The following is a 22,985-nucleotide window of genomic DNA, read 5'->3' as shown; positions in this document are numbered from 1 at the left end:
CGCGTCCCGCGCCTGCTTGGCCATGGCACTCAGTTGGTCGCGGTCGACGCAGTCGTTGATGACCTCGTGCGTCACAATCAGGTGATGTTTGGTGTCGACGGCGGCCTGGACGTTGTAGACAACCAGGCCGGTGCCGCGCGTCATCATCGAGCGCGCATCAACGTGCTTAGCGCGAAGGATGTGAAGAATGTGAAGAATGTGAAGAAGCTTAACTCGTGAGCCTAGGATGGAAGGGTCAGCTTCCGAGAGCACCGGCTCGTCGGCATATAGGCATGTCCTAAACTCCACTACTCTCGGTTGCTTCGCCAGAAGAAGCCATCAACAGGAAGAGTTCGTGGCGTACGAGGTTCAGTTCGCGGCGGAAACTGGTGCTTGTTTCTTGCAGACGGCGTTGAAGCGTGCGCATTTATCTAGGGCGACCTAGCAGGAGAATTGCCAAATTACGGCACCACCTGCGCCACATTCGATGATCAGGTAGAGACCTAGAGGGCTGGTAAGCCAGCGTCGAACTAAAGAAGGGGGAAATGCGGAACCTCACCGGCAGTGCTTCTTCGAACATGCCCTGTAAAAGCACCTCACCTCGAGTTGGGTAGTGCCGCAGCAATTGGACGGCCGTCCTGCGTACCTCTTCGCTGATCGTCGAATCACACTCTAACCGCTTCAGGAACTCGTGTGTCTGGATAACAGCGCGGGTTCGTTCATGAGGCATAGTCATGCAACGATCTCCCCTCGAGGATTTGCTTGCTCTGGGCAAAAAGAAACCCCCTGGTGCGCAGTACGGGATGAAACTCGCCCGAGGCGTGGGGGTTATGGTCGGAGGTCATCCTAACTGAGGCTCACCACACTTTCTACCCAAGGTGACCAGCGATCCTTCTCATACGGAGAAAGCGTCATTTGAACTTCCGGCGAGTCAGCAGGAAGCATTTGAGCTAGATGCACCAACAGGCTGGAGTCAAAGCGGCTCCCATTCGTGAGCCGCAGTGCAAAGTTTGCAGCCTCCTTTGGGGACGCACGGGCAAAAGCGGAGGTCCATAAACGCTGGTCTGCCTCATCGGCATCGCTCGCTGACTGCAGGTACTCGCCGATTTCAATCCTAAGCAGTGGCTGCCTAATGATATGAGTAAGTAACTGTTGAACGCAGGTATATCCAACGGTTGATCCCGTCCTTGCCGCATACGCTAATGTTGACACCTCTCTCTCGGGACGTCGCTAGCTGAGGCTGATCAGGTTATCCCTACCCTGCGGTGGTCGGTTTATCGTGCATCAAGCATGCTGCATCACAAGCCGTGGATAAGCTTTATCTCCTGGGATTTGGTTACAGAATCTTCCCAAGGATTTCGATCACACACGCGTGTCTAGGGATTGACTTCGCCGATAAGGACCGGGTGGCGAGCGTGAGCAAGCGTTTCTAGCGCCGCGCAATCCACTGTGGGGGCGAATTCATTCGCTAAGGGCTGCGCAGCAGCCCCATTGGTAGCCACAAGGGCAGTCCTGCGGACTGCTTAGCGAATGAATTCGCCCCCACAACGTTGTGCCCCACAAGGGCATTTCCCACAACGAAACGATCCTTCACGCCAGCCCGCGCTCCGCAAGAAAACCGGCCAGGTAATCGATGAACGCCAGCACCTTGCCGGTGGCGCGGCGATGGCTGGGGTAGACCGCGAGGATCTGCGGGCCGAAGGCGTCCGGGTCGATTTCGTAGTCGGCCATCAACCGCACCAGGCGGCCGTCGGCGAAGTACGGAGCACCACTCCACAGCGGGACATGGAACAGGCCCGCACCGGCCAGCGCGTTGGCCAGCAGCAAGTCGTAGTTGTCGCTTTCAAGGCGCGGGGCGGCGGGCTGCTGGAGGCTGAGGCGCTGGCCGTTCTTTTCCACCCACCAGTAGGTCCGGCTCAGTGCTGCGTGGCGGTAGAGCAACCAGTCGTGCTGGTCGAGGGTCTCCGGAGTGACCGGCAAGGTGTTGCGTGCCAAATACGCAGGGCTGGCGCAGAGGGCCAGGCGATTACTGCCGACGACCTTGGCGATCAACCCTGGCAGGTCGCCACGGCCTTCACGCAGTGCCAGATCGTAGCCGCTTTCCACCAGGTCGACGAAGGCGTCGGAAAGGTCCACTCGCAGGCGAATCTGCGGGTACTCGGCGAGGAAACCCACACACACGTCATCGAGAAAGGCCCGGCCGAACGCCAACGGCGCGGTCAGCCGCAGATTGCCGTAAAGACCGTGCTGCAACTGGCCCACTTCCTCGCCTACTTCATGCAGGCGCTGGAGCACCTGGCGCGCGGTTTCCAGGTAGATCCGCCCGGCTTCTGTCAGCACCGTGCGCCGGGTGCTGCGCTCGAACAGCCGCACGCCGAGTTCTTCTTCGAGGTGGCTGACGGCCTTGGTCAGGGCTGAGGGGGTCTTGCCGAGCTGCTCGGCGGCACGGCTGAAACTGCCGAACTCCGCCGTGGCGACGAACATGGTGATGGCACCGAACTTGTCCATGGTTTTTCCATTCAGGAAAAAAGGTTTTGAGCATTTCGAGCGTTCTGCCAGCCCGCTCCAGCCGCTAGTCTCGCTGCCAGATCAATAAAAACAAGAGGTTCACCCATGAAAGGCTTCAAGCCCACGGTGCTGGCACTGGCGCTGGCTTTTTCCTCGATGGAGTCCATGGCAGCCGCCGACCTGGTGCTGCTCAATGGCAAGCTCTACACCGCCGATCCCTCCCGGCCTTCCGCGCAGGCCATGGCGGTGGCGGACGGCAAGGTGCTGAAGGTGGGCAGCGATGCCGAGATCAAGGCCCTGGCCGACGCGTCCACCCAGGTCATCGACCTGGCAGGCAAGCGTCTGCTCCCGGGGTTGGTGGATACCCATTCCCACGCCATTTTCGGTGGACTGGAGATGACCTCCGCCAACATGGAAGACGAGGTGGTGGAATCGGCTGAACTGGAGAAACGCCTGCGCACCTGGCGTGACGATGGCAGCGCCCGCCATGGCGACGTGCTGAACATCGCAGGCATGAGCTCGGCCTATTGGAGCCGCGCGGAGGAACTGCGCCGGATCTTCAACAACGGCGAATGGGCAAAGGTGCCGGTGGTGTTCAGCGGCAGCGACCATCATACCGGCTGGGCCAACCAGGCCATGCTGGATCGCGCTGGCATCGATGCCAAGCTGGTCGCCTCCCTGCCGGAAGCCGAGCGCGGCACCCTGGGCACCAGCAAGGACGGCAAGCCCAACGGCTTCGCCGTGGACGCCGGCTGGGACCGCATCGTCGCCGCCATGCCTGCCGCCAGTCCCGAAGAACTCCTGCGCGCGGGCGAAACCGCAGTGAAGTACAACAACAGCCAGGGCATTACTGCCTGGATGGACCCTGCCGCCAACGCCGCGCCGGGCGAGCCGCTGTTCGCGCTCAAGCCCACGGAGAAAACCGTGGGCATATTGCCGGTGTACAAGGCGCTGGCCGACAAGGGCGAACTGAGCGCCCACGTCGCCGCCCTGCTGGTGGCGTATCCGAAGAGCCAGCCCGCCGACCTCGATACCCTCGACAAGGTGCGCCAGCAGTTCCAGGGCATTCCCAACCTCACCCTGCCCGGCATCAAGGTCTTCGCCGACGGTGTGCTGGAATACCCGGCCCAGAGCGCCGCGTTGATCGACCCGTACAACAACTCGCAAAAGAAAGGTGAGCTGCTGATCGACCCGGCGCACTTCGGCAAGCTGGTCAGCGCCGCCGATGCCCGTGGCTGGCTGGTGCATATCCATGCCATTGGTGACCGTGCGGTGCGCGAATCCCTCAACGGCATCGAGCAGGCGCGCAAGGACCGCCAGAGCGGAGTCACCCACTCGATTACCCACCTGCAACTGGTCAACCCCAAGGAGTTCGCGCGCTTCAAGCCGCTGAACGTGATTGCCTCGATGCAACTGCTGTGGGCCTCGGGCGACGATTACACCCTGGACATGGTGAAGCCCTACGTCAGCGCCTTCGCCTTCCGCTACCAGTACCCGGCCCACTCGCTCCTACAGCAGGGTGCGACCATTGCCGGCGCCAGCGACTGGCCGGTTTCGTCGCCCAACCCCTGGCAGGCCATCTACCAGGCGGTGACCCGCGAAGGGCCCAAGGGCGTACTCAACGCCGACGAGCGCATCGACCGCGAAACAATGCTCCAGGCCTATACCCTCAACGCCGCCCGCACCATCGGCCTGGAACAGCGGATCGGCTCCCTTGCCCCCGGCAAGCAGGCCGACTTCATCATCCTCGACCGTGACGTGCTCAGCGTCGCCGACAAGGACCTGGCCGAAACCCGCGTCCTCAAGACCTACTTCGGCGGCCGCGAAGTCTTCGACGCCGCTCTCTGACAACAAGCACCACCCGCTCCCCGCTCTGCTCCCGCCCCAAGGCAGGGGCCGGGCGGAGCCTTGCCCGCATCTGCCATAACAATCACAACAACGGGAAACACCATGCGCCGCATCACGCTCCTCGCCCTCACCCTGGCCCCGCTCGCCTGCCAGGCCGTGCAACTGAATGACGACTTTTCCGTGCAATTCGACCTGGCCGTCCTCAGCGACTACCGCACCCGTGGCATTTCCCAGACCCAGAACGACCCGGCCGCCCAGGCCGGCGCCACACTGATTCACTCCAGCGGCCTCTACGTCGGAGCCTGGACCTCCAACGTGGACTACGGCTTCGGCCTGAAGACCCGCCAGGAAGTCGACTACTACGCCGGCTGGTACTGGCAGGCCACGGATGAGGTGAACCTGGACCTCGGCTACATCAAGTACAGCTACCCGAAGGAAAGCCAGTTCAACCAGAGCGAGGTCTACGCCATCCTCGGTGCCTACGGCTTCAAGCTCGCCGCCTACTACTCCAATGACGCGTCGACCGTGTTCGGCGAGGACCAGGATGCCCTCTACAGCTATGTCGGCTACGAGACCCGCCTGCCCCTGGAGGTCGGTCTGGAGCTGCGCTACGGGCGAATGGACTTCAAGGACCCGATGTTCTGGTCCACCAATGGCGACAGCACCGACAGCTACCACGAGTGGGAAGCCAAACTGACCCGCGACTTCCTCGGTGTCACCTGGGGCCTCTCCTACGTCGACACAGACCTCTCTGAGGCCGAATGCGCCAGCAACTACGGGTTCACCGACGTCTGCACCGCGACCTGGGTGGCCAGTGCGAGCAAGAGTTTCTGATAGCTGTTGCTGTTGTGGGGGCGAATTCATTCGCGATGCAGGTCGAAGACCTGCCGTAGTCTGGTAGGGGCCGCTGCGCGTCCCTCAGCGAATGAATTCGCCCCCACAGAAACAAAATCCCCTGCCCTGCACCGGAAAACTGTTCCGCCAATTTGAAAGCAAGTTGTAGATTGCGCCGCCTCCTGGGGCGGCGCATCGTGCCGGCTCCACTGCCCGGAGCCCGTCATGAAACCCGCCGATCTCGTCCGCCTGCTGAGCCTCGCCGCCATCTGGGGCGCCAGCTTTCTGTTCATCCGCATGCTGGTGCCGGAAATCGGCGCACTGCCGACGGCCTTCCTGCGGGTGCTGCTGTCAGCCATCGGTCTGGCCGTGATTCTCGCGGTGCTGCGCAGCAACTGGGACTTTCGCGGCAAGCTGGGCAAGACCCTGGTGATCGGCATTGTCAGCTCCGGAGTTCCGGCGGCCATGTATGCCCTCGCGGCCAAGGTGCTGCCGGCCGGCTACTCGGCCATCTTCAATGCGACGACGCCGCTGATGGGCGTACTGATCGGGGCGTTGTTCTTCAGCGAGAAACTCACCGGCAGCAAGGCCCTTGGCGTACTGATGGGCCTGGCCGGCGTGGCGGTGCTGACACGCACTGGTCCCGTCGCCTTCGATGCCCAACTGCTCTGGGGTGCGGCGGCCTGCCTGGTGGCGACCACCTGCTACGGCTTCGCCGGCTTCATGACCAAGCGCTGGATCACCGAGGCCGGCGGCATGGACAGCGGGATGGTGGCCCTCGGTTGCCAGATCGGCGCCACCCTCTGCCTGGTGCCGGTGTTTGCTTGGGATGCTCCGAGCATGCCACTGGCGCCGCTCATGCAACCGGGCACCTGGCTGGCTCTGGCCGCCCTGGGATTCATCTGCACCTCGTTCGCGTACATCCTCTACTTCCGCCTGATTGCCAACGTCGGTCCGGTGAAAACCATGACCGTGACCTTCCTGATCCCGCCGTTCGGCGTGTTCTGGGGCGTGCTGCTACTCGATGAGTCGGTGTCGATGGCGCACCTGCAAGGCGGCGTGCTGATCGCCCTGGCGCTGTGGCTGGTGCTCAAGCCGGCGGCGGTGCCGGCTGCGGTGAAATCGGCGGGTTAAGGTCCAACAGAAATCTTCCATAAACCTGTGGGGGCGAATTCATTCGCTATGGGCTGCGCAGCAGCCCCCTTGGCAGCTCCAAGGGCAGACCTACGGCCTGCTTTGCGAATGAATTCGCCCCCACAAGGCGCTTTCAGGTGCGCACGTGATCAACGCCCAGTCTTGACCGCACTCCACACACGGGTGCGCACGCGGTCGATCTTCGGCGGCATGGACTCCAGGGCGAAGAGGTTCTTCATCACGTCGGCCGGCGGGTAGATGGCCGGGTCGGACTTGATTTCAGCCTCCACCAGCGAATCGGCCGCGGCGTTGCCGTTGGCGTAATGCACCGAGTTGCTGATGCCGGCCATCACGTCCGGGCGCAACAGGTAGTTGAGGAACGCATAGCCAGCCGCCTCATCGGGCGCATCGGCGGGCATGGCGACCATGTCGAACCACATGGGCGAACCTTCCTTCGGCGTCGAGTACTGGATGTTCACACCGTTGTTGGCTTCCTTGGCGCGGGTGGCGGCCTGGAGGATGTCGCCGGAGAAGCCGACCGCCACGCAGATATCGCCGTTGGCCAGGTCGCTGACGTACTTCGAGGAATGGAAGTAGGTGATGTACGGACGCACCTTCATCAGCTCGGCTTGCGCCGTCTTGTAATCCTCGGGCTTCTGGCTGTGGTGCGGCAGGCCCAGGTAGTTGAGGGTGATGGGCAGCAGCTCCGGACCATTGTCGAGCACGGCGACGCCGCACTTGGCGAGCTTCTCCATGTTCTCCGGCTTGAAGAACAGGTCCCAGGAACCTACCGGGGCGTTTTCGCCCAGGACGGCCTTGACCTTGTCGACGTTGTAGCCGATGCCCGTGCTGCCCCAGAGGTAGGGGAAGCCGTACTGGTTGCCCGGGTCGTTCACTTCCAGCGCCTTGAGCAACACCGGGTTGAGGTTCTTCCAGTTGGGCAGCTGGCTCTTGTCCAGCTTCTTCAGCGCACCGGCCTGGATCTGCTTGGCCATGAAGTGGTTGGACGGTACCACCACGTCGTAGCCGGATTGGCCGGTCATCAGTTTGCCGTCGAGGGTCTCGTTGCTGTCGTAGACGTCGTAGCTGGCCTGGATGCCGGATTCCTTGCTGAAGTTGGCGACGGTGTCCGGGGCGATGTACTCGCTCCAGTTGTAGATCTTCACCGTATCGGCCGCCTGGGCGGCGGCGGACATGGCCAGCGTCAGAAGGAGGGGCGCGAAGGAACCTGTCATTGTCTTTATGTCCTGGCTGCTTGTGGATCGAGACCCCGTCGTGCGGGGCTTCCAGCTTCTCCATCAGCGCCGCCAGTGACAATGCGCGGCAAGTCCCAGCGTGCCCGCGAGGAAGCCTGATCCAGCGCAAAACCGGGCCACGGGCGGCGTCTACACTTCTGCCTTGACCGGCCCGCCTGCCCGGGGCCGCGCACCGCAAGGATGGCCGCCATGCTCCAGTCCGTCTCGCCAAAGAACGATCTCCCCCTCGACACCGAACCTGAAGCCTCTTCACGCAAGGGCCTGTTCAGCCCTTTCACAATCGCCGCATTCCGCATCATCTGGATTGCCAACCTGTTCGCCAACCTGGGCACCTGGGCGCAATCGGTGGCCGCCGCCTGGGTCGTCACCGAGGCCCAGGCCAACCCCTTGCAGGTGGCGATGATCCAGGTCGCCTCGGCTTTGCCCCTGGTGCTGATGTCGATCCTCTCGGGCGTGCTGGCGGACAACCATGACCGGCGCAAGATCATGCTCGCCGGACTCTGCTTCGAGATGAGCGGTGCCATCTTCCTCAGCGCCATCGCTTTCCTCGGCTACCTGGACCCGATCCTGCTGATCGTCTCCATCCTCTGGATCAGCATTGGCGGCGCCATCACCATCCCCGCCTGGCAGGCGGCCGTGAGCGAACAGGTGCCGGGCGAGATGCTGGGCAACGCGGTGCTGCTCAACAGCGTCAACTACAACGTCGCCCGCGCCGCCGGTCCTGCCCTGGGCGGGCTGATGCTCAGCGCCGTGGGTCCGGCCTGGGTGTTCCTGTTCAACTGCCTGTGCTACCTGGCGCTGATCGGTGCGATCTGGCAGTGGCGCCGCGACATCCCCGCCCGCGCCCTGCCGCCCGAAGGCCTGATGCAGGGTGTGGTGGCGGCCTTGCGCTTCACCCAGTACTCCAGCGTCACCCGCCTGGTGATGCTGCGCTCGTTCTCGTTCGGCATTTCCGCCAGTGCGGTCTGGGCACTGTTGCCACTTTTGGCGCACCGCAATCCGGATGGCGACGCCGCAGTGTATGGCTACATGCTCGGCGCGCTGGGACTGGGCGCCATCAGCGGCAGCCTGCTGGTCAATCGAGGACGCCTGCTGATTGGCACCAGCAAGCTGATCAGCCTCGCCGGCCTGGTATTCGGCGTGGTGATGCTGGCGCTGGGTTCACTGGACAGCCTCTGGGTGATCTTCCCTTCCCTGCTGGTGGGCGGCATCTGCTGGATCGCGGCGGTGGCCAGCTACAACTCGGCGGTGCAGATTCTGGTGCCGGATTGGGTCAAGGCGCGTGCCCTGGCGCTGTACCAGACCGCGATCTATGGCGGCCTGGCGCTGGGCTCGTACCTCTGGGGCCACCTGGCGGAAAGCATGGGCGTAAAGGGCGCGCTGTTCAGCGCCGGCTGCCTGATGATCGCCTGCGCCTTCCTGCTCTACCCGCGTCGCCTGCCGGAACTGGACGCCTCGAGCATCGCCCATGCCGACAGTCCGCAGCCCGGCCAGCCGAGCTTCGCCTTCGACCCGGACCGGGGCTCGGTGCTGGTGACGATCGAGTACCGCATTCCCCAGGAGCGCACCCGCGACTTCGTCCGCGCCAGTCGCCCGCTTCGCCGCCTGCGCCTGCGCAACGGGGCCGAACGCTGGGCGCTCTATCGCGATGCCAGCGAGCCGGAGCTCTGGCAGGAAACCATGGTGGTGGAGAACTGGCTGCAGCACCTGCGGATGCTCGATCGCCTGACCATCGCCGACAAGGCAATCATCGACAACCTGACCATGCTGCACGAAGGCGACGGCCCACCCCGCGTGCGTCACGGGGTGAGCTATGAATCGGGGAGCTACGAACCCATTCAGCCGTAGGTTGTGGCGGGCGGCGTTCCGTCAGAGCGCAGCGAAGCCCAACAGTGCGAGACCCACCACCTGAACGTTGGGCCTCGCGGAGCTCGGACCAACCTACCGGAGCGGTGAACAAGCCGTCGAACGGGAGCTCACGTAGGTTGTGGCTGAGCGCAGCGAAGCCCAACAGTGCGAGGCCCACCACTTGAACGTTGGGCCTCGCGGGGCTCGGACCAACCTACTGTTGCAGTTCCTGTTCGGTGAACAGGCCGTCGAACAGCATGCTGGAGAGATAGCGCTCGCCCGAGTCAGGCAGGATCACCACGATGGTCTTGCCCTGCATTTCCGGACGCTCCGCCAGGCGCGCGGCCACCGCCATGGCCGCGCCGGAAGAAATACCGCACAGGATGCCTTCCTCGCGCATCAGGCGCAGGGCCACGGCCTTGGCATCGTCGTCGGTGCACTGCTCGACGCGGTCGACCATGGTCAGGTCGAGGTTCTTCGGCACGAATCCGGCACCGATGCCCTGGATCTTGTGCGGACTCGGCTTCACCTCCTCGCCAGCCAGGGTCTGGCTGATGACCGGAGAATTCACCGGCTCCACGGCCACGGACAGGATCGGCTTGCCGCAGGTCTGCTTGATGTAGCGCGACACGCCGGTGATGGTGCCGCCGGTACCCACGCCTGCCACCAGCACGTCCACGGCACCCTCGGTGGCATTCCAGATTTCCGGGCCGGTGGTCTTCTCGTGGATGGCCGGGTTGGCCGGGTTCTCGAACTGTTGCAGCAGCAGGTACTGCTCCGGGTTGGCGTTCGCCAGTTCGCTGGCCTTTTCGATCGCGCCCTTCATGCCCTTGGCCGGTTCGGTCAGCACAAGTTCCGCGCCCAGGGCCTTCAGCACTTTGCGGCGCTCCAAGCTCATGGACGACGGCATGGTGAGGATCAGCTTGTAGCCACGCGCGGCGGCGACGAAGGCCAGGCCGATACCGGTGTTGCCGGAAGTGGGCTCCACCAGGGTCATGCCGGGCTTCAGCCGACCCGACGCTTCCGCATCCCAGATCATGCTGGCGCCAATGCGGCACTTCACCGAGTACGCGGGGTTGCGTCCCTCGATCTTCGCGAGAATGGTCACGCCTCGCGGCCCCAGGTGGTTGATGCGAACCAGCGGGGTGTTGCCGATGGCTTGCGAGTTATCTGCGTAGATACGGCTCATTGATCCTGTCCCTAGTGATTGGGGTCGATTGAAAGCTGGGGAGCGTATGCCCACCGGCCATGTCAGTCCAGCCGAACTCATGTCGCGCCGGCGCAGTCCACTGCAAAACAGGCCCCGCGGCGCAAGCCCCATGAAACGACGCTTCAGCTTGACCCTTGGTGCGACCCTGGCCGTCCTCCTGCTGCTGGTGATTCATCTCGCCCTGCCCGTGCTGATCCGCAACTACCTCAACGACAGGCTCGCCTCCATGGGCGAGTACCACGGCCAGATTGCCGACGTCGACCTCGCCTGGTGGCGCGGCGCCTACCGCATCAACGGCCTGTCCATCGTCAAGGTGGGTGGCAAGGTTCCAGTGCCCTTCCTGGACGCGCCGGGCATCGACCTGGCGGTGAGCTGGCACTCGCTCTGGTATGACCACGCCGTGGTCGCCAAGGTGGTCTTCGAGGCGCCCGAGCTGAACTTCGTCGATGGCGGCGCAAACAAGGAAGAATCCCAGACCGGCGCCGGCACCGACTGGCGCGACCAGTTGGACAAACTGCTGCCCATCACCCTCAACGAAGTGCGGGTAGTGAATGGCCGCATTTCCTTTCGCAACTTCAACTCCAGACCCAAGGTGGACATCCAAACCACCGAGGTGAATGCCAGCATCTACAACCTGACCAACGTCACCGACAGCAAGGGCGAGCGTGTAGCGCGCCTGGAAGGCAAGGCGAAGGTCCTGGGGAACGCACCGCTGGAAGTCGAGGCGACCTTCGATCCGTTCAAGGACTTCGATGATTTCGAGTTGCGCCTGCGCGCCCGCAAGATCGACTTGCCCAAGCTCAATGACTTTGCCCGCGCCTACGGCAAGTTCGACTTCAAGGCCGGCACGGGCGACCTCGTTATCGAAGCACGGGCCGACAACGGCCAGCTCAGCGGTTATGTGAAGCCGCTGCTGCACAACGTCGATGTGTTCGACTGGCAACAGGACGTGGAAAACACCGACAAGGGCTTTTTCCGCTCGCTCTGGGAAGCCCTGGTGGGCGGCGGCGAAACGGTATTGAAGAACCAGCAGCGCGACCAGTTCGCCACACGCGTCGAACTGCGCGGCAATATCCATCGCAAGGACGTCAGCGCCATCCAGGCCTTCCTGGGCATACTGCGCAACGCCTTCATCGAAGCCTTCACCGCCCGCTTCGAGCTGGCCCCACCCAAGCGCAACGACTAGCCCGCCATGACGATTGCGCCAATACAGACGAGTGACCGCCCATTCAGTGACTGAATGAATCGTCTGCGTTCACAGTCGACTCGTGCGCGCGTTATAGTCAGCCCTTTCCCAAATACTGAACCGTCCGGTATTCCAACCGGAGTCTCACGTCCGAGGATTTACTGATGAAGTTCGAAGGCACCCAGTCCTACGTCGCCACCGACGACCTCAAGCTCGCGGTGAACGCCGCCATCACCCTGCAGCGCCCGCTGCTGGTCAAGGGCGAACCGGGTACCGGCAAGACCATGCTGGCCGAACAACTGGCCGCCGCCTTCGGCGCCAAGCTGATCACCTGGCACATCAAGTCCACCACCAAGGCACACCAGGGCCTGTACGAATACGACGCGGTGAGCCGCCTGCGCGATTCCCAGCTGGATTCCGACAAGGTCCACGACGTTCGCAACTACATCAAGAAAGGCAAGCTGTGGGAGGCGTTCGAGTCCGACGAGCGCGTCATCCTGCTGATCGACGAAATCGACAAGGCCGACATCGAGTTCCCCAACGACCTGCTGCAAGAACTCGACAAGATGGAGTTCTACGTTTACGAGACCAACGAGACGATCAAGGCCAAGCAGCGCCCGATCATCATCATCACCTCGAACAACGAGAAGGAACTGCCGGACGCCTTCCTGCGCCGCTGCTTCTTCCACTACATCGCCTTCCCGGATCGCGACACCCTGCAGAAGATCGTCGACGTGCATTACCCGAACATCAGCAACTCGCTGGTGGCCGAGGCGCTGGACGTGTTCTTCGACGTGCGCAAGGTACCGGGCCTGAAGAAGAAGCCCTCCACCTCCGAACTGGTGGACTGGCTGAAGCTGCTGATGGCCGACAACATCGGCGAAGCCGTGCTGCGCGAGCGTGACCCCACCAAGGCCATCCCGCCGCTGGCCGGTGCCCTGGTGAAGAACGAGCAGGACGTGCAACTGCTGGAGCGCCTGGCCTTCATGAGCCGCCGCGCCAGCCGCTGAATCCGGTATTCCCCCCTCTCCCACCGGGAGAGGGCCGGGGTGAGGGAAACCCGGCCGAACGCAGGAGGTTGAAGCCATGCACCACGGCAGTTGCCTGTGCGGCGCGGTGAAATACGAGATCGACGCGCCCATCGAATCCGCCACTCATTGCCATTGCAGCCAATGCCGCAAGGCCCACGGTGCGGCGTTCGGCACCTACTTCACCGTGCGCTGGAGCAATTTCCGCTGGGTGCAGGGTGAGGATGTCGTGGCCAAGTTCCACTCCTCCCCCGGCGTGACCCGGACCTTCTGCCAGCAGTGCGGTTCGACGTTGCAGTGGTACAGCCAGAATGCCGGCCCCGACCGCGTTGGCGTCGCGCTGGGCACGCTGGATTCCGCGCTGGGTGAAATCCCGCAGTCGCACATCTACACCGATTCCAAGGCCGACTGGTACGTGATCGCCGACGGCCTGCCCCAGGAGTCCCGCTCCTGAGGCCTTACCGATAAACAACGAGGGTGCAGCCATGCTGCTCAACCTGTTCAACGAAATGCGCGCAGCCAAGGTGCCGGTCTCGGTCCGTGAGCTGCTGGACCTGATCAACGCGTTGAAGCACAACGTGGTGTTCGCCGACATGGACGAGTTCTACTTCCTCGCCCGCACGGTGCTGGTCAAGGACGAGCGCCATTTCGACAAGTTCGACCGCGCCTTCAGCGCCTACTTCAAGGGTCTGGAAAAGCTCGACGATTACCTCCAGGCGCTGATTCCCGAGGAATGGCTGCGCAAGGAGTTCGAGCGCATGCTGACCGACGAGGAAAAGGCGCAGATCCAGACCCTGGGCGGCCTCGACAAGCTGATCGAAGAGTTCAAGAAACGCCTGGAAGAACAGAAGGAACGCCACGCCGGCGGCAACAAATGGATCGGCACCGGCGGCACCAGCCCCTTCGGCTCCGGCGGCTTCAACCCCGAAGGCATCCGCGTGGGCGATGCCGGCAAGCGCCAGGGCCGGGCCGTCAAGGTCTGGGACCAGCGCGAGTACAAGAACCTCGACGACCAGGTGGAACTCGGCACCCGCAACATCAAGGTCGCCCTGCGCCGCCTGCGCAAGTTCGCCCGTGAAGGCGCGGCGGAAGAGCTGGATCTGGAAGGCACCATCGACCACACCGCGAAGGATGCCGGCCTGCTCAACATCCAGATGCGCCCGGAACGCCGCAACACCGTGAAGCTGCTGCTCCTGCTGGATATCGGCGGTTCCATGGACGCCCACGTGAAGGTCTGCGAAGAACTCTTCTCCGCGTGCAAGACCGAGTTCAAGCACCTGGAGTACTTCTACTTCCACAACTTCGTCTACGAGTCGGTGTGGAAGAACAACCTGCGCCGCACCTCCGAGCGCACCGCCACCCTCGACCTGCTGCACAAGTACGGCCCGGACTACAAAGTGGTCTTCGTCGGCGACGCCGCCATGGCGCCCTACGAAATCACCCAGGCCGGCGGCAGCGTCGAACATTGGAACGAGGAGCCGGGCTACGTCTGGATGAAACGCTTCATGGAGAAATACAAGAAGCTCATCTGGATCAACCCCTACCCCAAGGACACCTGGAACTACACCTCATCCACCAACATCGTCCGCGAGCTGATCAACGAGCAGATGTTCCCGCTGACCCTGCAGGGGTTGGAGGATGGGATGAAGTTTCTGTCGAAATGAGAACGGGCCCTGCGGGGCCCGTTCTGCTTTGTTGCCAAAGCCGCTAGGCTTGGCGCGTATTTCTTCGAGACGAGCCGATCATGCAAGACATCTCCCTGCAGGACATCGCCGCGCCGGACGGCGTCTGTTATGGCTGTGGCGGTCGCAACCATCACGGGCTGCACATCAAGAGCCGCTGGCACGAGGACGGCGTACACGTCGTGGCCGAACACGTCCCGGATGCCAAGTACTGCGGCTGGCCGGACCTGGTATACGGCGGGCTGATCGCCATGCTGGTGGACTGCCACTCCAACTGGACCGCCATGGCCTACCACTACCGTGCAGAAGGCCGCGAGCCGGGCAGCCTGCCGCGTATCGAGTGCGTCACCGGCAACCTCGGTATCAAGTTCATCAAACCGACGCCCATGGGCGTGCCGCTGCTGCTGCGCGCCCGGCTAGAGGGTGAAGCGGGCCGCAAGACCCGGGTGATCTGCGAAGTGTATGCAGGGGATCTACTGACCGCCGTCGGCGATTCCGTCTTCGTGCGGGTAGACACCGGCCAGCTGGCCGCTTCGGCCCACGGCCGCGAGTCTTGAGCAGCACGGGAACCCAACCGACCATCAGCCATACGTAGCGCTTGCAATCGCCCCCCTCACGGATGAGAAACCTGCCATGTATATCGGAAAGCTCGCCAAGTTGACCGGCTGCACACCCAAGGCGATCCGCTTGTATGAGGAACTGGGGCTGTTTGAAGCGCCACCGCGCCAAGGCCGCTATCGCGTCTATACGCCGCACCATGTGGACATAGTGCGGCTGATTCGGGTGGCCCAATCGGTAGGGTTCAAGCTCGCGGAAATGGGCGAAGTGCTTGCGGAGAAACAGCTCAAGCGGCGCTTCCCGCTGGAGTTGGCGAATGCGGGTATCGAGCTGAAGCGCCTGCAAGTGCAGGCGCAGATCGCAGAACTGCATGCCCTTGACGCTCGCCTGGTGGACCTGCAGCAGGAGGTCTCCCGGCTGTTCTCCGAGCAGCCGCAGCAACAGTGCAGCGGTTAGCGCGAGCGCTGCCGCAGGAACTCGAAGGCCTCGCGCAATGCCTGTGCCGGAGGCCGTGGCCGATAATCCAGTTCGGCCCGTGCCTTGGCGATGCTGTATTCCTGGCGCACCCCATGAAACAGCCGCACCTGGCTGACCAGCAACTTGGCCGGGCGACCAGTCAGTTGCGCCCAGTGCTCCTGAAGCCAGGCCAGTGACAACAGAAGCCAGTTCGGCGCGGGGGGCGGCAAGCGATAGCCCGGCATCACCGCGTTTGCGGCCTCGACCAGTGCCTGCAACGAAGACGAGTGTTCGTTGGCGAGGATGTAACGCTCACCCGTTCGCCCTCGTTCGGCGGCCTGGATCAACCCCTCGGCCACGTCGCGCACGTCGACAAAGTTGAAATGGAAGCCAGGATCGAGCGGTAGCTGACGATTCGCCACTGCCTCGAGAAAACCCATCGTATCGGTCAGCCGCTGGGCGTTCGGACCCACCATGGCCGAGGGCAGCACGACCACCAGATCGAGGCCCAGGCGGCGCGAAACCTCCCAGGCCACCCGCTCAGAAAGGATCTTGGAGCGGTAGTAGGCGTTGTCCGGCTCATCATTCCAGTGCTCTTCGCTCAGCGGCTGACCGTTGTGGCCCACCGCGGCAACGGAGCTGACGTAGACCACCCGCTTCACGCCCGCCTCGGCTGCCGCCTCCAGTACATTCCGGGTCCCTTCGACATTGGGAACCACGATCTCCGCCTGCGGGTCGCGAGCCCAATGACGGAACACCGCGGCAACCTGATACAGCACATCCACCCCATGCAACGCTTGCAAAAGCGCCTGCTTATCCTGCAACTCGGTATACACCAACTCGCAGTCGAGCCCGGTGAAAGCCGAGCGGTCGCTCGGATCGCGCACTCCCGCCCGCACTCTCTCCCCTCGCGCCACCAACGAGCGCACCAGTGTATTACCGAGATGGCCATTGGCCCCTGTGACCAGACACAACCTGTTCATCTGAAGCGCTCCCTGCATAGAAGGTAGCGCCAGCCTAGAGTCTGCCCCTAGGGACAGAGTCAAGCGTCACAGCAGGGTCAAACAGCCAAGGGCAGGCCAACAGTCCGATTCAAAATGCCACCTATACTCGTTGGGCAGCTCGGGTTTGCTATCCGTGTCGTGCTTCTCTTCGGACCCCGTCGCACAACCAGCAGTACTTTCCACCGCTCTACGACCTCCCCAGAAGATCACCCCATGAAAAACCTAACCGTCCTGTCAGCGGCGCTCGCCGTCATCCTTGCAGGCTGTACTTCAGACTCATCCAAACTCGAGTCCGGTACGGCACATACAGAGGCCTGCAAAGCAACCAGTGAACAAGAAATCGCGGCCTTGTTCGACCGCTGGAACCGCTCACTGCAAACCGGCGACCCACACAAGGTTGTCGCCAACTATGCCGAGCGTTCCGTTCTTCTTCCCACCGTATCGAACAAACCGCGACTGACTCCGTCCGAAAAGGAGGACTACTTCCATCACTTCCTGGAGAACAAGCCGCAGGGAAGGATCGATTCCAGAACGATCGAGATCGGCTGTAATTCTGCGGTCGACGCCGGGCTCTATACGTTCACCTTCGGTGCTTCCGGCACTCAGGTAAAAGCTCGCTACACCTATACCTACAAGTGGGACGGACAGCAGTGGCTGATCACCAGCCACCACTCTTCCGCAATGCCAGAGAAAGATTGAGGCGCTAGCGAAGCATCCCACCTGGCCGAGCCGGCGAAGTTGGCTAAACAGGGCCAACGTCAAAGCGCCGGTTCGGCTCAGCCATCGCGCAGCGGAAATCGCGGCGGCTGTTTCACCCTGGCGAGCTTGCGCGCGGTATCCACGAATGGAGTGACGATCAGGCTGTAGATCGTCAGGTATCGCTCGTGGTCCTTTTCCAGGGTGCCGAAGCGAAGGTCCTCGGGCCTTGAGCGGGTGACGTAGAGGGTGCCGAACATCCAGTCCCAGAGTGACAGGTTGGTGCCGAAATTCTTGTTGAAATGGCGGGGGGCGTCGCTGTGGTGAATCTGGTGTTGAGCCGGGCTGTTCAGCACGTGCTCGACCACAGGACCGAACGACAGCCAGACATGGCTGTGACGCAGATTCGCCGCCAGGGCATTGCAGATGAACACCAGGTAGGTGACGCCGAACAGTGTGTAGCGGCTGATCTCGTCACCGCAGGCGTACCAGAAAGCGCCAACGTAGAGGCCGAGGACCACGCCGGTGGCCAGCTTCTCGACGATCTTCTCAACGAAGTGGACCCGGCTCGCCGTCGCCGGCACCAGCACGGGCGCCGAGTGGTGGACCTTGTGGAAGGCCCAAAGCCAACGGGAATGGAAGGCCCGGTGAGCCCAGTAGTGGACGAAGTCCTTCACCAGGAATACGCCCAGCCCAAAAAGCAGGGAAAGCCCGAGGTTCTCGCCCAGTTGCGGGCGAGCGCCCCAGAGGTTGGTAAAGAAGGCGATGTAGTCCCCGGAACGGAGTATGAGCGGGTCGACCAGACCGACTATGGGCAATACCAGGGCGACCTTGAGGATGGCGCGGACGAAGTAGTAGCGGTAGTCGAGCAGCGCTGAGCGGTGGAAGTTCACCCGGCGGCCTCCAATGAACTGCCAGAAGGAACTCGCGTCGGTAAGGCCACGATGCTTCCTGAAGCGGAACATCGCGTAGGCGATGCAATAGGAAATAGCGAGAAACAGCACGCCGAAGCGGCCATTCAGGTCGAAGATGCCGGCGAACTGGTCGCTGACGGGCCCGATCACCCATTCGGACAGGCGCTCATGGAGGTGCAAGAGAACATCCATGAATGGCTGGCCTCGATCTAAGGGACGGGCATATTAAATCAAGATAGGAATCATCTACGAATCGGCCTTGTTCGCATCGTGTCCGAGCGACCACCGGCATGCGTCAGCCGATGCAGCGCGGGACTGCAAGCTGGCAGTGAACGAATTCATTCGGGATTGAAATCGATCCACAGCCCCAGCACGTGCGGGGCTCAGAGCCTGTGTCGCTGCTGCACCTTGCGGCTGCGGCCGATCCCAGCGGCGGCGCCAATGAGCAGGAGTATGCTTTCCACCACCCAGGCCAGCAGCAATCCAGTGCCGAGGCCCCATGCAATGGCTTCCGGCTTGAGCAGGAGCTGGTAGCTGTAGGCTGCGAGGGTTTCCTGGCGCAGCTCGGGGTTGGCAGTGGCCAGGACGTGCCAGGCGCGCTGGTACCAAGGCCCCTGCAAAGCCTGCCATTCCCGTTGCATCAGCTCGTTGCGAGCGACCAGATGGGCGACGCTGTCGGCATCGCTGCGCATCACCGGGTCGTCGCTGGCGCGGTAGTGAGCCACCAGCGCCGCCAGGTCGCCCTGGAAGAAGCGCTGGGCAGTCTCGCGGAAGCCCTTCAGCCCCTGCTCCGCTTCCAGCCGATGGGCGTCGACGCGCTGGGCGTAGTCCTCGATGAAGCCCGGCACCTGCACACCGATCAGCAGCCCGAGGGTGAAGAGGACCAGGCGCAGGTAACTTCGCAACATTCCCTGTTTCTCCGTATCAGGTCCGGCCCTGGGTGACGATCTCGCCACGGCGCCAGAGTATCCACTCGCCCGGCTGGTAGATGTTCCAGGTTTCGTTGTCGGTCAGGGGTTCGGTGGCGATCACCGTGACCACGTCGTTGGGCGTGGTTTCGGCCTGGAAGTCCACGGTGAGGTCGGCGTCCTTCAGGCGTGCCGGGCCGAAAGGTGCGCGGCGGGTGATGTGGGCGAGCTTGGAGGAACAGAAACTGAACAGCCAGTCGCCGTCGCTGAGCAGGCAGTTGAACACGCCTTTCTGGCGATACTCGAAGCATGCCTGGATCAGCACCGGCAGGAGGATTTCCGCCATCACTGGTTCAGGGAAGGCACCGCGCACGCGGTTCAGCAGGTCGCAGAAGGCGGCTTCGCTGTCGGTGTCACCCACCGCGCAGTAGAAGCCCTTCGGCGGCTCGAAGCCCGCCAGTTGGCCGTTATGTGCAAAGCACCAGTTACGCCCCCAGAGCTCACGCACGAAGGGATGGGTGTTGGACAGGCAGACCTTGCCGACGTTGGCCTGGCGGATGTGGCCAATCACGGTTTCGCTCTTGATCGGATAGCGCTGCACCAGGCGCGCCACTTCGGACTCAACGCTCGCCGATGGCTCCTGGAACAGGCGCAGGCCACGCCCCTCATAGAATCCTATGCCCCAGCCGTCGCGATGCGGACCGGTGCCGCCGCCACGCTGCATCAGGCCGGTGAAGCTGAAAACGATATCGGTAGGGACGTTGGCGCTCATGCCGAGCAATTCGCACATGGTTCAGGACTCTGGCGTCAGGCGCTCTGGGGGGTGGGAAGACTTTCCGGGCCGGGAAGTCGATCAGGGCGTTCCGGGCCGGGGTGGCCCATGCTGAACGCCCCATGGCCGGGCTGCAAGGCCCGGCAGGTCAGAGGCGGGGTTCGATGCGCAGGCGGCGGTCGCCGTTCTGGTCGAAGCGAGTGTCTGCTTCAGGTCGGCTTTCGCGCATCACCTCACGCAGGGTCGGCTCGTCGGCGGCCTGCTGGGCGCCTTCACGCTCGGCGCGACGGGCCTTGAGCTTCTTCTCGATGGGCCAGCGGATACCGGCGTACGCCAGGTACAGCGCCAGGGCGATGATGCTGTACATGGTCAGGTCGAGGGTCGCCTTCCAGGCGTTGTTGCCCACCTTGAAGACCACGTCCAGTGCGGTGATGGCAACGGCCGGGGCGAACAGGTCCTTCGCCGGGTCGACGATGGTCGGCGTCAGCAGCAGCACTGCTACCAGCACCCGCAGCGGCTCGCGCAGCCAGCGCCACATCCAGCCGGTAAGGTGCCACCAGACCAGCAGACAGCCGAGCGCGGCAACTCCGTAGGCGGCCCAGGCGAGCAGGTAGTCGTTTTCAGTCATTGGCGTCCGTGGCAAGGCTGGCAAAAGGGCGCTTATGATAAACGCTTTTCGCGGTTCCGGCGCTCCTGCCGTCGCCGCACCGCCTGCCCTCGAGAGTGCCCATGTCCCAAGCCCCCATCGCCCGTATCGAACCTGGTGACGACCCCTACCGCTGGCTGGAAGAGCGCGACGCGCCTGACGTGCTCGCCCACCTCGAAGCAGAGAACGCCTGGCTCGAAACCGGGCTGGCCGAACAGAAGGCGCTGCGCGAGACGCTGTTCCAGGAGATCAAGGCCCGTATCCGCGAGACCGACCTGTCCTTGCCGGTGCCCTGGGGCCCCTGGCTCTACTATCAGCGCACCACGGCGGGCGACGAATACCCGCGCCACTATCGCTGCCCGCGCCCGGCGGACGGTTCGCTGGCCCTGGACGACGACGCCGAGGAGTTGCTGCTGGACCCGAACCTGCTGGCGGACGGCGGGTTCCTCTCCATTGGTGCCTTCAGTGTCAGCCCGGACCATTCGCGCCTGGCCTACAGCCTGGATACCAGCGGCGACGAGACCTACCAGTTGTTCGTCAAGGACCTGGGCACGGGAGAAATCATCGCCCTGCCCTTCGAGCAATGCGACGGCAGCATGACCTGGGCCAACGACAGCGCCACGCTGTTCTTCGGCGAACTGGATGAAACCCACCGGCCGCATCGCCTGCATCGCCACCGCCTGGGTGAAGCCGGCGCCGAGCTGGTCTTCGAAGAGGCCGATGGCCGCTTCTTCCTTCACTGCTATCGCGCCAGCTCCGAGCGCCAGCTGATCCTGCTGCTGAACAGCAAGACCACCAGCGAAACCTGGGTGCTGGATGCCAATACCCCGAACGGTGCCTGGACCTGCCTCGCGCCCCGCGAAGAGGATCACGAGTACTACGCGGACCACGGCAAGCTCGACGGCCAGTGGACCTGGCTGATCCGCAGCAACCAGACCGGCATCAACTTCGCCCTGTACAAGGCGACGGAAGCCGCGCCGGCCCGTTCCCACTGGCAGGAACTGATCGCCCATGACGAGGCGCGCATGCTGGAAGGCGTCAGCCTGAATGCCAGCGGCTTCACCCTCAGCCTGCGCGAAGGCGGGCTGCCCTTGATCCAGGTGCACCCTGAGGGCGCCGCCCCTTACCCGCTGCAATTGCCGGACGCCGCCTACAGCCTGTATGTGCAGGACACCCTGGAATTCGACAGCCCAGTGATTCGCCTGCGCTACGAGGCCCTGAACCGCCCAGCCCAGGTCCGCCAGCTGGACCTGGCCACTGGCACACAGGTGGTGCTCAAGGAAACCCCGGTGGAAGGCCCGTTCGATCCTGACGCCTATCTCAGTCAGCGTCTCTGGGCCACGGCAGCGGACGGCACGCGCATCCCCATCAGCCTGGTGGCCCGCCGCGACACCCTGGGCAAACCCGCCCCGCTCTACCTCTATGGTTACGGCGCCTACGGCGAAAGCCTCGACCCCTGGTTCTCCCACGCGCGTCTCAGCCTGCTGGAACGCGGCTTCGTCTTCGCCATCGCCCATGTGCGCGGCGGCGGCGAGCTGGGCGAGGCCTGGTACCGCGCCGGCAAGCTGGAGCACAAGGCCAATACCTTCCACGACTTCATCGCCTGCGCCGAGCACCTGATCGCCGAGGGCTATACCAGCCCAGCGCAACTGGCCGTCAGCGGTGGCAGCGCCGGCGGCCTGCTGATCGGCGCCGTGCTCAACCTGCGCGCCGACCTGTTCGGCGCGGCCATCGCCGAAGTCCCCTTTGTCGACGTCCTCAACACCATGCAGAACCCCGACCTGCCTCTGACAGTGACCGAGTACGACGAATGGGGCGACCCGCACGAGCCCGAGGTCTACGCGCGCATCAAGGGTTACGCGCCCTATGAAAACGTCCGCGCCCAGGCCTATCCGCCGATGCTGGTGGTGGCGGGATACAACGACAGCCGCGTGCAGTACTGGGAAGCTGCCAAATGGGTCGCCCGCCTGCGGGCGATGAAGACCGACGGCAACCCGCTGCTGCTGAAGACCGACCTCGGCGCCGGCCATGGCGGCATGAGCGGCCGCTACCAGGCGCTGCGCGATGTGGCCCTGGAATATGCCTTCCTGCTCAAGGTGCTGGGACTGCTCCCGCAGTAATCAGGGATTACCGGTCTCGGTGCCGAGCCCCTTGGAGTTGCGTTCCAACTGCTGCTCCAGCGCGGGAATCGACTGGTCGCGCTGTTCCAGGGACTCGCGCAGACGCTGTTCCTGGTCCGGCCGCCGCATCATCTGCGGACTGCCGCTCTGCGGCGAGGGGCTGGTGATCGCGCGCGGCACCACCTGGGGATAAGGCTGCGGACTGACGGTGCCGGGCGCGCCTGCCGGTGGCTGCAAGGGCGCACGCAGCAGCGGTGGGTTCTGTGCCGCTGCCGTGCTGGCGGTCAGGGCCAGTGTCAGCAGCACTGCAACGCGGGAATGGATCATGGTGCCAGCCTCCTGCTCATCACACTGATCAGTCTAATCCCCGCACGCCGGGGTGATCCCCCATGCGACGG

General features: G+C 63.4%; 22 protein-coding genes and 1 pseudogene. 12 read left to right on the top strand and 11 right to left on the bottom strand.

Features of this window, described 5'->3' with window-relative positions; genetic code table 11:
* The 3 genes and pseudogenes from E8E95_RS02745 to E8E95_RS02740 form a co-directional block, all read right to left on the bottom strand.
* Nucleotides 1-159, bottom strand: a pseudogene (locus tag E8E95_RS02745) (IS5/IS1182 family transposase); the annotation flags it as partial.
* A 247-nt stretch (nucleotides 160-406) separates the two neighbouring features.
* Complete coding sequence (locus tag E8E95_RS30535; RefSeq protein WP_306296686.1) at nucleotides 407-709, bottom strand: BPSL0761 family protein; 303 nt, start codon at nucleotides 707-709, stop codon at nucleotides 407-409.
* A gap of 860 nt (nucleotides 710-1,569) precedes the next feature.
* Complete coding sequence (locus E8E95_RS02740) at nucleotides 1,570-2,487, bottom strand: LysR family transcriptional regulator (protein WP_280347948.1); 918 nt, start codon at nucleotides 2,485-2,487, stop codon at nucleotides 1,570-1,572.
* A gap of 105 nt (nucleotides 2,488-2,592) precedes the next feature.
* On the opposite strand from E8E95_RS02740, the gene E8E95_RS02735 reads away from it, so the two are divergent.
* The 3 genes from E8E95_RS02735 (at nucleotide 2,593) to E8E95_RS02725 (ending at nucleotide 6,303) form a co-directional block, all read left to right on the top strand.
* Nucleotides 2,593-4,335: an amidohydrolase gene (locus tag E8E95_RS02735; RefSeq protein ID WP_280347946.1), complete on the top strand. Its 1,743-nt coding sequence runs from the start codon at nucleotides 2,593-2,595 to the stop codon at nucleotides 4,333-4,335.
* 102 nt (nucleotides 4,336-4,437) lie between these two features.
* Nucleotides 4,438-5,169 carry a TorF family putative porin gene (locus E8E95_RS02730; RefSeq protein WP_280347944.1) on the top strand — a complete coding sequence of 244 codons (732 nt, stop codon included), beginning with the start codon at nucleotides 4,438-4,440 and terminating at the stop codon, nucleotides 5,167-5,169.
* A 225-nt stretch (nucleotides 5,170-5,394) separates the two neighbouring features.
* Nucleotides 5,395-6,303 carry a DMT family transporter gene (locus tag E8E95_RS02725; RefSeq protein WP_280347942.1) on the top strand — a complete coding sequence of 303 codons (909 nt, stop codon included), beginning with the start codon at nucleotides 5,395-5,397 and terminating at the stop codon, nucleotides 6,301-6,303.
* A gap of 149 nt (nucleotides 6,304-6,452) precedes the next feature.
* On the opposite strand, the gene E8E95_RS02720 is transcribed toward E8E95_RS02725, so the two are convergent.
* The gene (locus tag E8E95_RS02720) at nucleotides 6,453-7,538 is read right to left on the bottom strand and encodes a polyamine ABC transporter substrate-binding protein (protein ID WP_280347940.1); all 1,086 of its coding nucleotides are present in this window, start codon (nucleotides 7,536-7,538) and stop codon (nucleotides 6,453-6,455) included.
* 210 nt (nucleotides 7,539-7,748) lie between these two features.
* Here E8E95_RS02720 and E8E95_RS02715 point away from each other — a divergent pair, with 210 nt between their 5' ends.
* The gene (locus tag E8E95_RS02715; RefSeq protein ID WP_280347938.1) at nucleotides 7,749-9,407 is read left to right on the top strand and encodes an MFS transporter; all 1,659 of its coding nucleotides are present in this window, start codon (nucleotides 7,749-7,751) and stop codon (nucleotides 9,405-9,407) included.
* 214 nt (nucleotides 9,408-9,621) lie between these two features.
* Here E8E95_RS02715 and cysK read toward each other — a convergent pair whose 3' ends face one another.
* The gene (cysK, locus tag E8E95_RS02710; protein ID WP_280347935.1) at nucleotides 9,622-10,596 is read right to left on the bottom strand and encodes a cysteine synthase A; all 975 of its coding nucleotides are present in this window, start codon (nucleotides 10,594-10,596) and stop codon (nucleotides 9,622-9,624) included.
* A 130-nt stretch (nucleotides 10,597-10,726) separates the two neighbouring features.
* On the opposite strand from cysK, the gene E8E95_RS02705 reads away from it, so the two are divergent.
* From E8E95_RS02705 to E8E95_RS02680, 6 genes are all read left to right on the top strand, one after another.
* Nucleotides 10,727-11,803: a DUF748 domain-containing protein gene (locus E8E95_RS02705; protein ID WP_280347933.1), complete on the top strand. Its 1,077-nt coding sequence runs from the start codon at nucleotides 10,727-10,729 to the stop codon at nucleotides 11,801-11,803.
* 164 nt (nucleotides 11,804-11,967) lie between these two features.
* Nucleotides 11,968-12,813 (top strand): MoxR family ATPase, encoded by an 846-nt coding sequence (locus E8E95_RS02700; protein ID WP_179058231.1) that lies wholly within the window; start codon nucleotides 11,968-11,970, stop codon nucleotides 12,811-12,813.
* A 76-nt stretch (nucleotides 12,814-12,889) separates the two neighbouring features.
* Nucleotides 12,890-13,285 carry a GFA family protein gene (locus E8E95_RS02695; protein WP_280347931.1) on the top strand — a complete coding sequence of 132 codons (396 nt, stop codon included), beginning with the start codon at nucleotides 12,890-12,892 and terminating at the stop codon, nucleotides 13,283-13,285.
* A 31-nt stretch (nucleotides 13,286-13,316) separates the two neighbouring features.
* Nucleotides 13,317-14,495: a VWA domain-containing protein gene (locus E8E95_RS02690; RefSeq protein ID WP_280347929.1), complete on the top strand. Its 1,179-nt coding sequence runs from the start codon at nucleotides 13,317-13,319 to the stop codon at nucleotides 14,493-14,495.
* A gap of 80 nt (nucleotides 14,496-14,575) precedes the next feature.
* Nucleotides 14,576-15,070 (top strand): PaaI family thioesterase, encoded by a 495-nt coding sequence (locus tag E8E95_RS02685; protein ID WP_280347927.1) that lies wholly within the window; start codon nucleotides 14,576-14,578, stop codon nucleotides 15,068-15,070.
* Nucleotides 15,071-15,146: 76 nt separating this feature from the next.
* Nucleotides 15,147-15,527 (top strand): MerR family transcriptional regulator, encoded by a 381-nt coding sequence (locus tag E8E95_RS02680; RefSeq protein ID WP_280347925.1) that lies wholly within the window; start codon nucleotides 15,147-15,149, stop codon nucleotides 15,525-15,527.
* Here the strand turns inward: E8E95_RS02680 and E8E95_RS02675 are convergent.
* Complete coding sequence (locus tag E8E95_RS02675; RefSeq protein ID WP_280347923.1) at nucleotides 15,524-16,510, bottom strand: NAD-dependent epimerase/dehydratase family protein; 987 nt, start codon at nucleotides 16,508-16,510, stop codon at nucleotides 15,524-15,526. The two genes, E8E95_RS02680 and E8E95_RS02675, sit on opposite strands and share 4 nt — an antisense overlap.
* Nucleotides 16,511-16,744: 234 nt before the next feature.
* On the opposite strand from E8E95_RS02675, the gene E8E95_RS02670 reads away from it, so the two are divergent.
* A complete protein-coding gene (locus E8E95_RS02670) occupies nucleotides 16,745-17,230 on the top strand; it encodes an SgcJ/EcaC family oxidoreductase (protein ID WP_280347921.1) in 486 nt (161 codons plus the stop codon).
* 77 nt (nucleotides 17,231-17,307) lie between these two features.
* Here the strand turns inward: E8E95_RS02670 and E8E95_RS02665 are convergent, their stop codons facing one another.
* The 4 genes from E8E95_RS02665 to E8E95_RS02650 form a co-directional block, all read right to left on the bottom strand.
* Nucleotides 17,308-18,333 carry a sterol desaturase family protein gene (locus E8E95_RS02665; protein WP_280347919.1) on the bottom strand — a complete coding sequence of 342 codons (1,026 nt, stop codon included), beginning with the start codon at nucleotides 18,331-18,333 and terminating at the stop codon, nucleotides 17,308-17,310.
* Between the two features lie 191 nt (nucleotides 18,334-18,524).
* Nucleotides 18,525-19,049 (bottom strand): DUF2937 family protein, encoded by a 525-nt coding sequence (locus E8E95_RS02660; RefSeq protein WP_280347917.1) that lies wholly within the window; start codon nucleotides 19,047-19,049, stop codon nucleotides 18,525-18,527.
* Nucleotides 19,050-19,065: 16 nt separating this feature from the next.
* Nucleotides 19,066-19,839: a class II glutamine amidotransferase gene (locus E8E95_RS02655; RefSeq protein ID WP_280347915.1), complete on the bottom strand. Its 774-nt coding sequence runs from the start codon at nucleotides 19,837-19,839 to the stop codon at nucleotides 19,066-19,068.
* A gap of 130 nt (nucleotides 19,840-19,969) precedes the next feature.
* Nucleotides 19,970-20,449 carry an MFS transporter gene (locus tag E8E95_RS02650; RefSeq protein WP_280347912.1) on the bottom strand — a complete coding sequence of 160 codons (480 nt, stop codon included), beginning with the start codon at nucleotides 20,447-20,449 and terminating at the stop codon, nucleotides 19,970-19,972.
* Nucleotides 20,450-20,544: 95 nt separating this feature from the next.
* Between E8E95_RS02650 and E8E95_RS02645 the strand changes: the two genes are divergently transcribed.
* The gene (locus E8E95_RS02645; protein WP_280347910.1) at nucleotides 20,545-22,587 is read left to right on the top strand and encodes a S9 family peptidase; all 2,043 of its coding nucleotides are present in this window, start codon (nucleotides 20,545-20,547) and stop codon (nucleotides 22,585-22,587) included.
* On the opposite strand, the gene E8E95_RS02640 is transcribed toward E8E95_RS02645, so the two are convergent.
* A complete protein-coding gene (locus E8E95_RS02640) occupies nucleotides 22,588-22,914 on the bottom strand; it encodes a hypothetical protein (RefSeq protein WP_280347908.1) in 327 nt (108 codons plus the stop codon).
* Nucleotides 22,915-22,985 lie beyond the last annotated feature (71 nt).

Origin of the sequence: Pseudomonas sp. BN414, from assembly GCF_029871275.1 — a bacterium.
GTDB classification, from domain to species: Bacteria; Pseudomonadota; Gammaproteobacteria; order Pseudomonadales; family Pseudomonadaceae; genus Metapseudomonas; species Metapseudomonas resinovorans_C.
The sequence above is the reverse complement of the archived record's forward strand: the minus strand, read 5'-3'. Positions and strand labels throughout refer to the sequence as shown.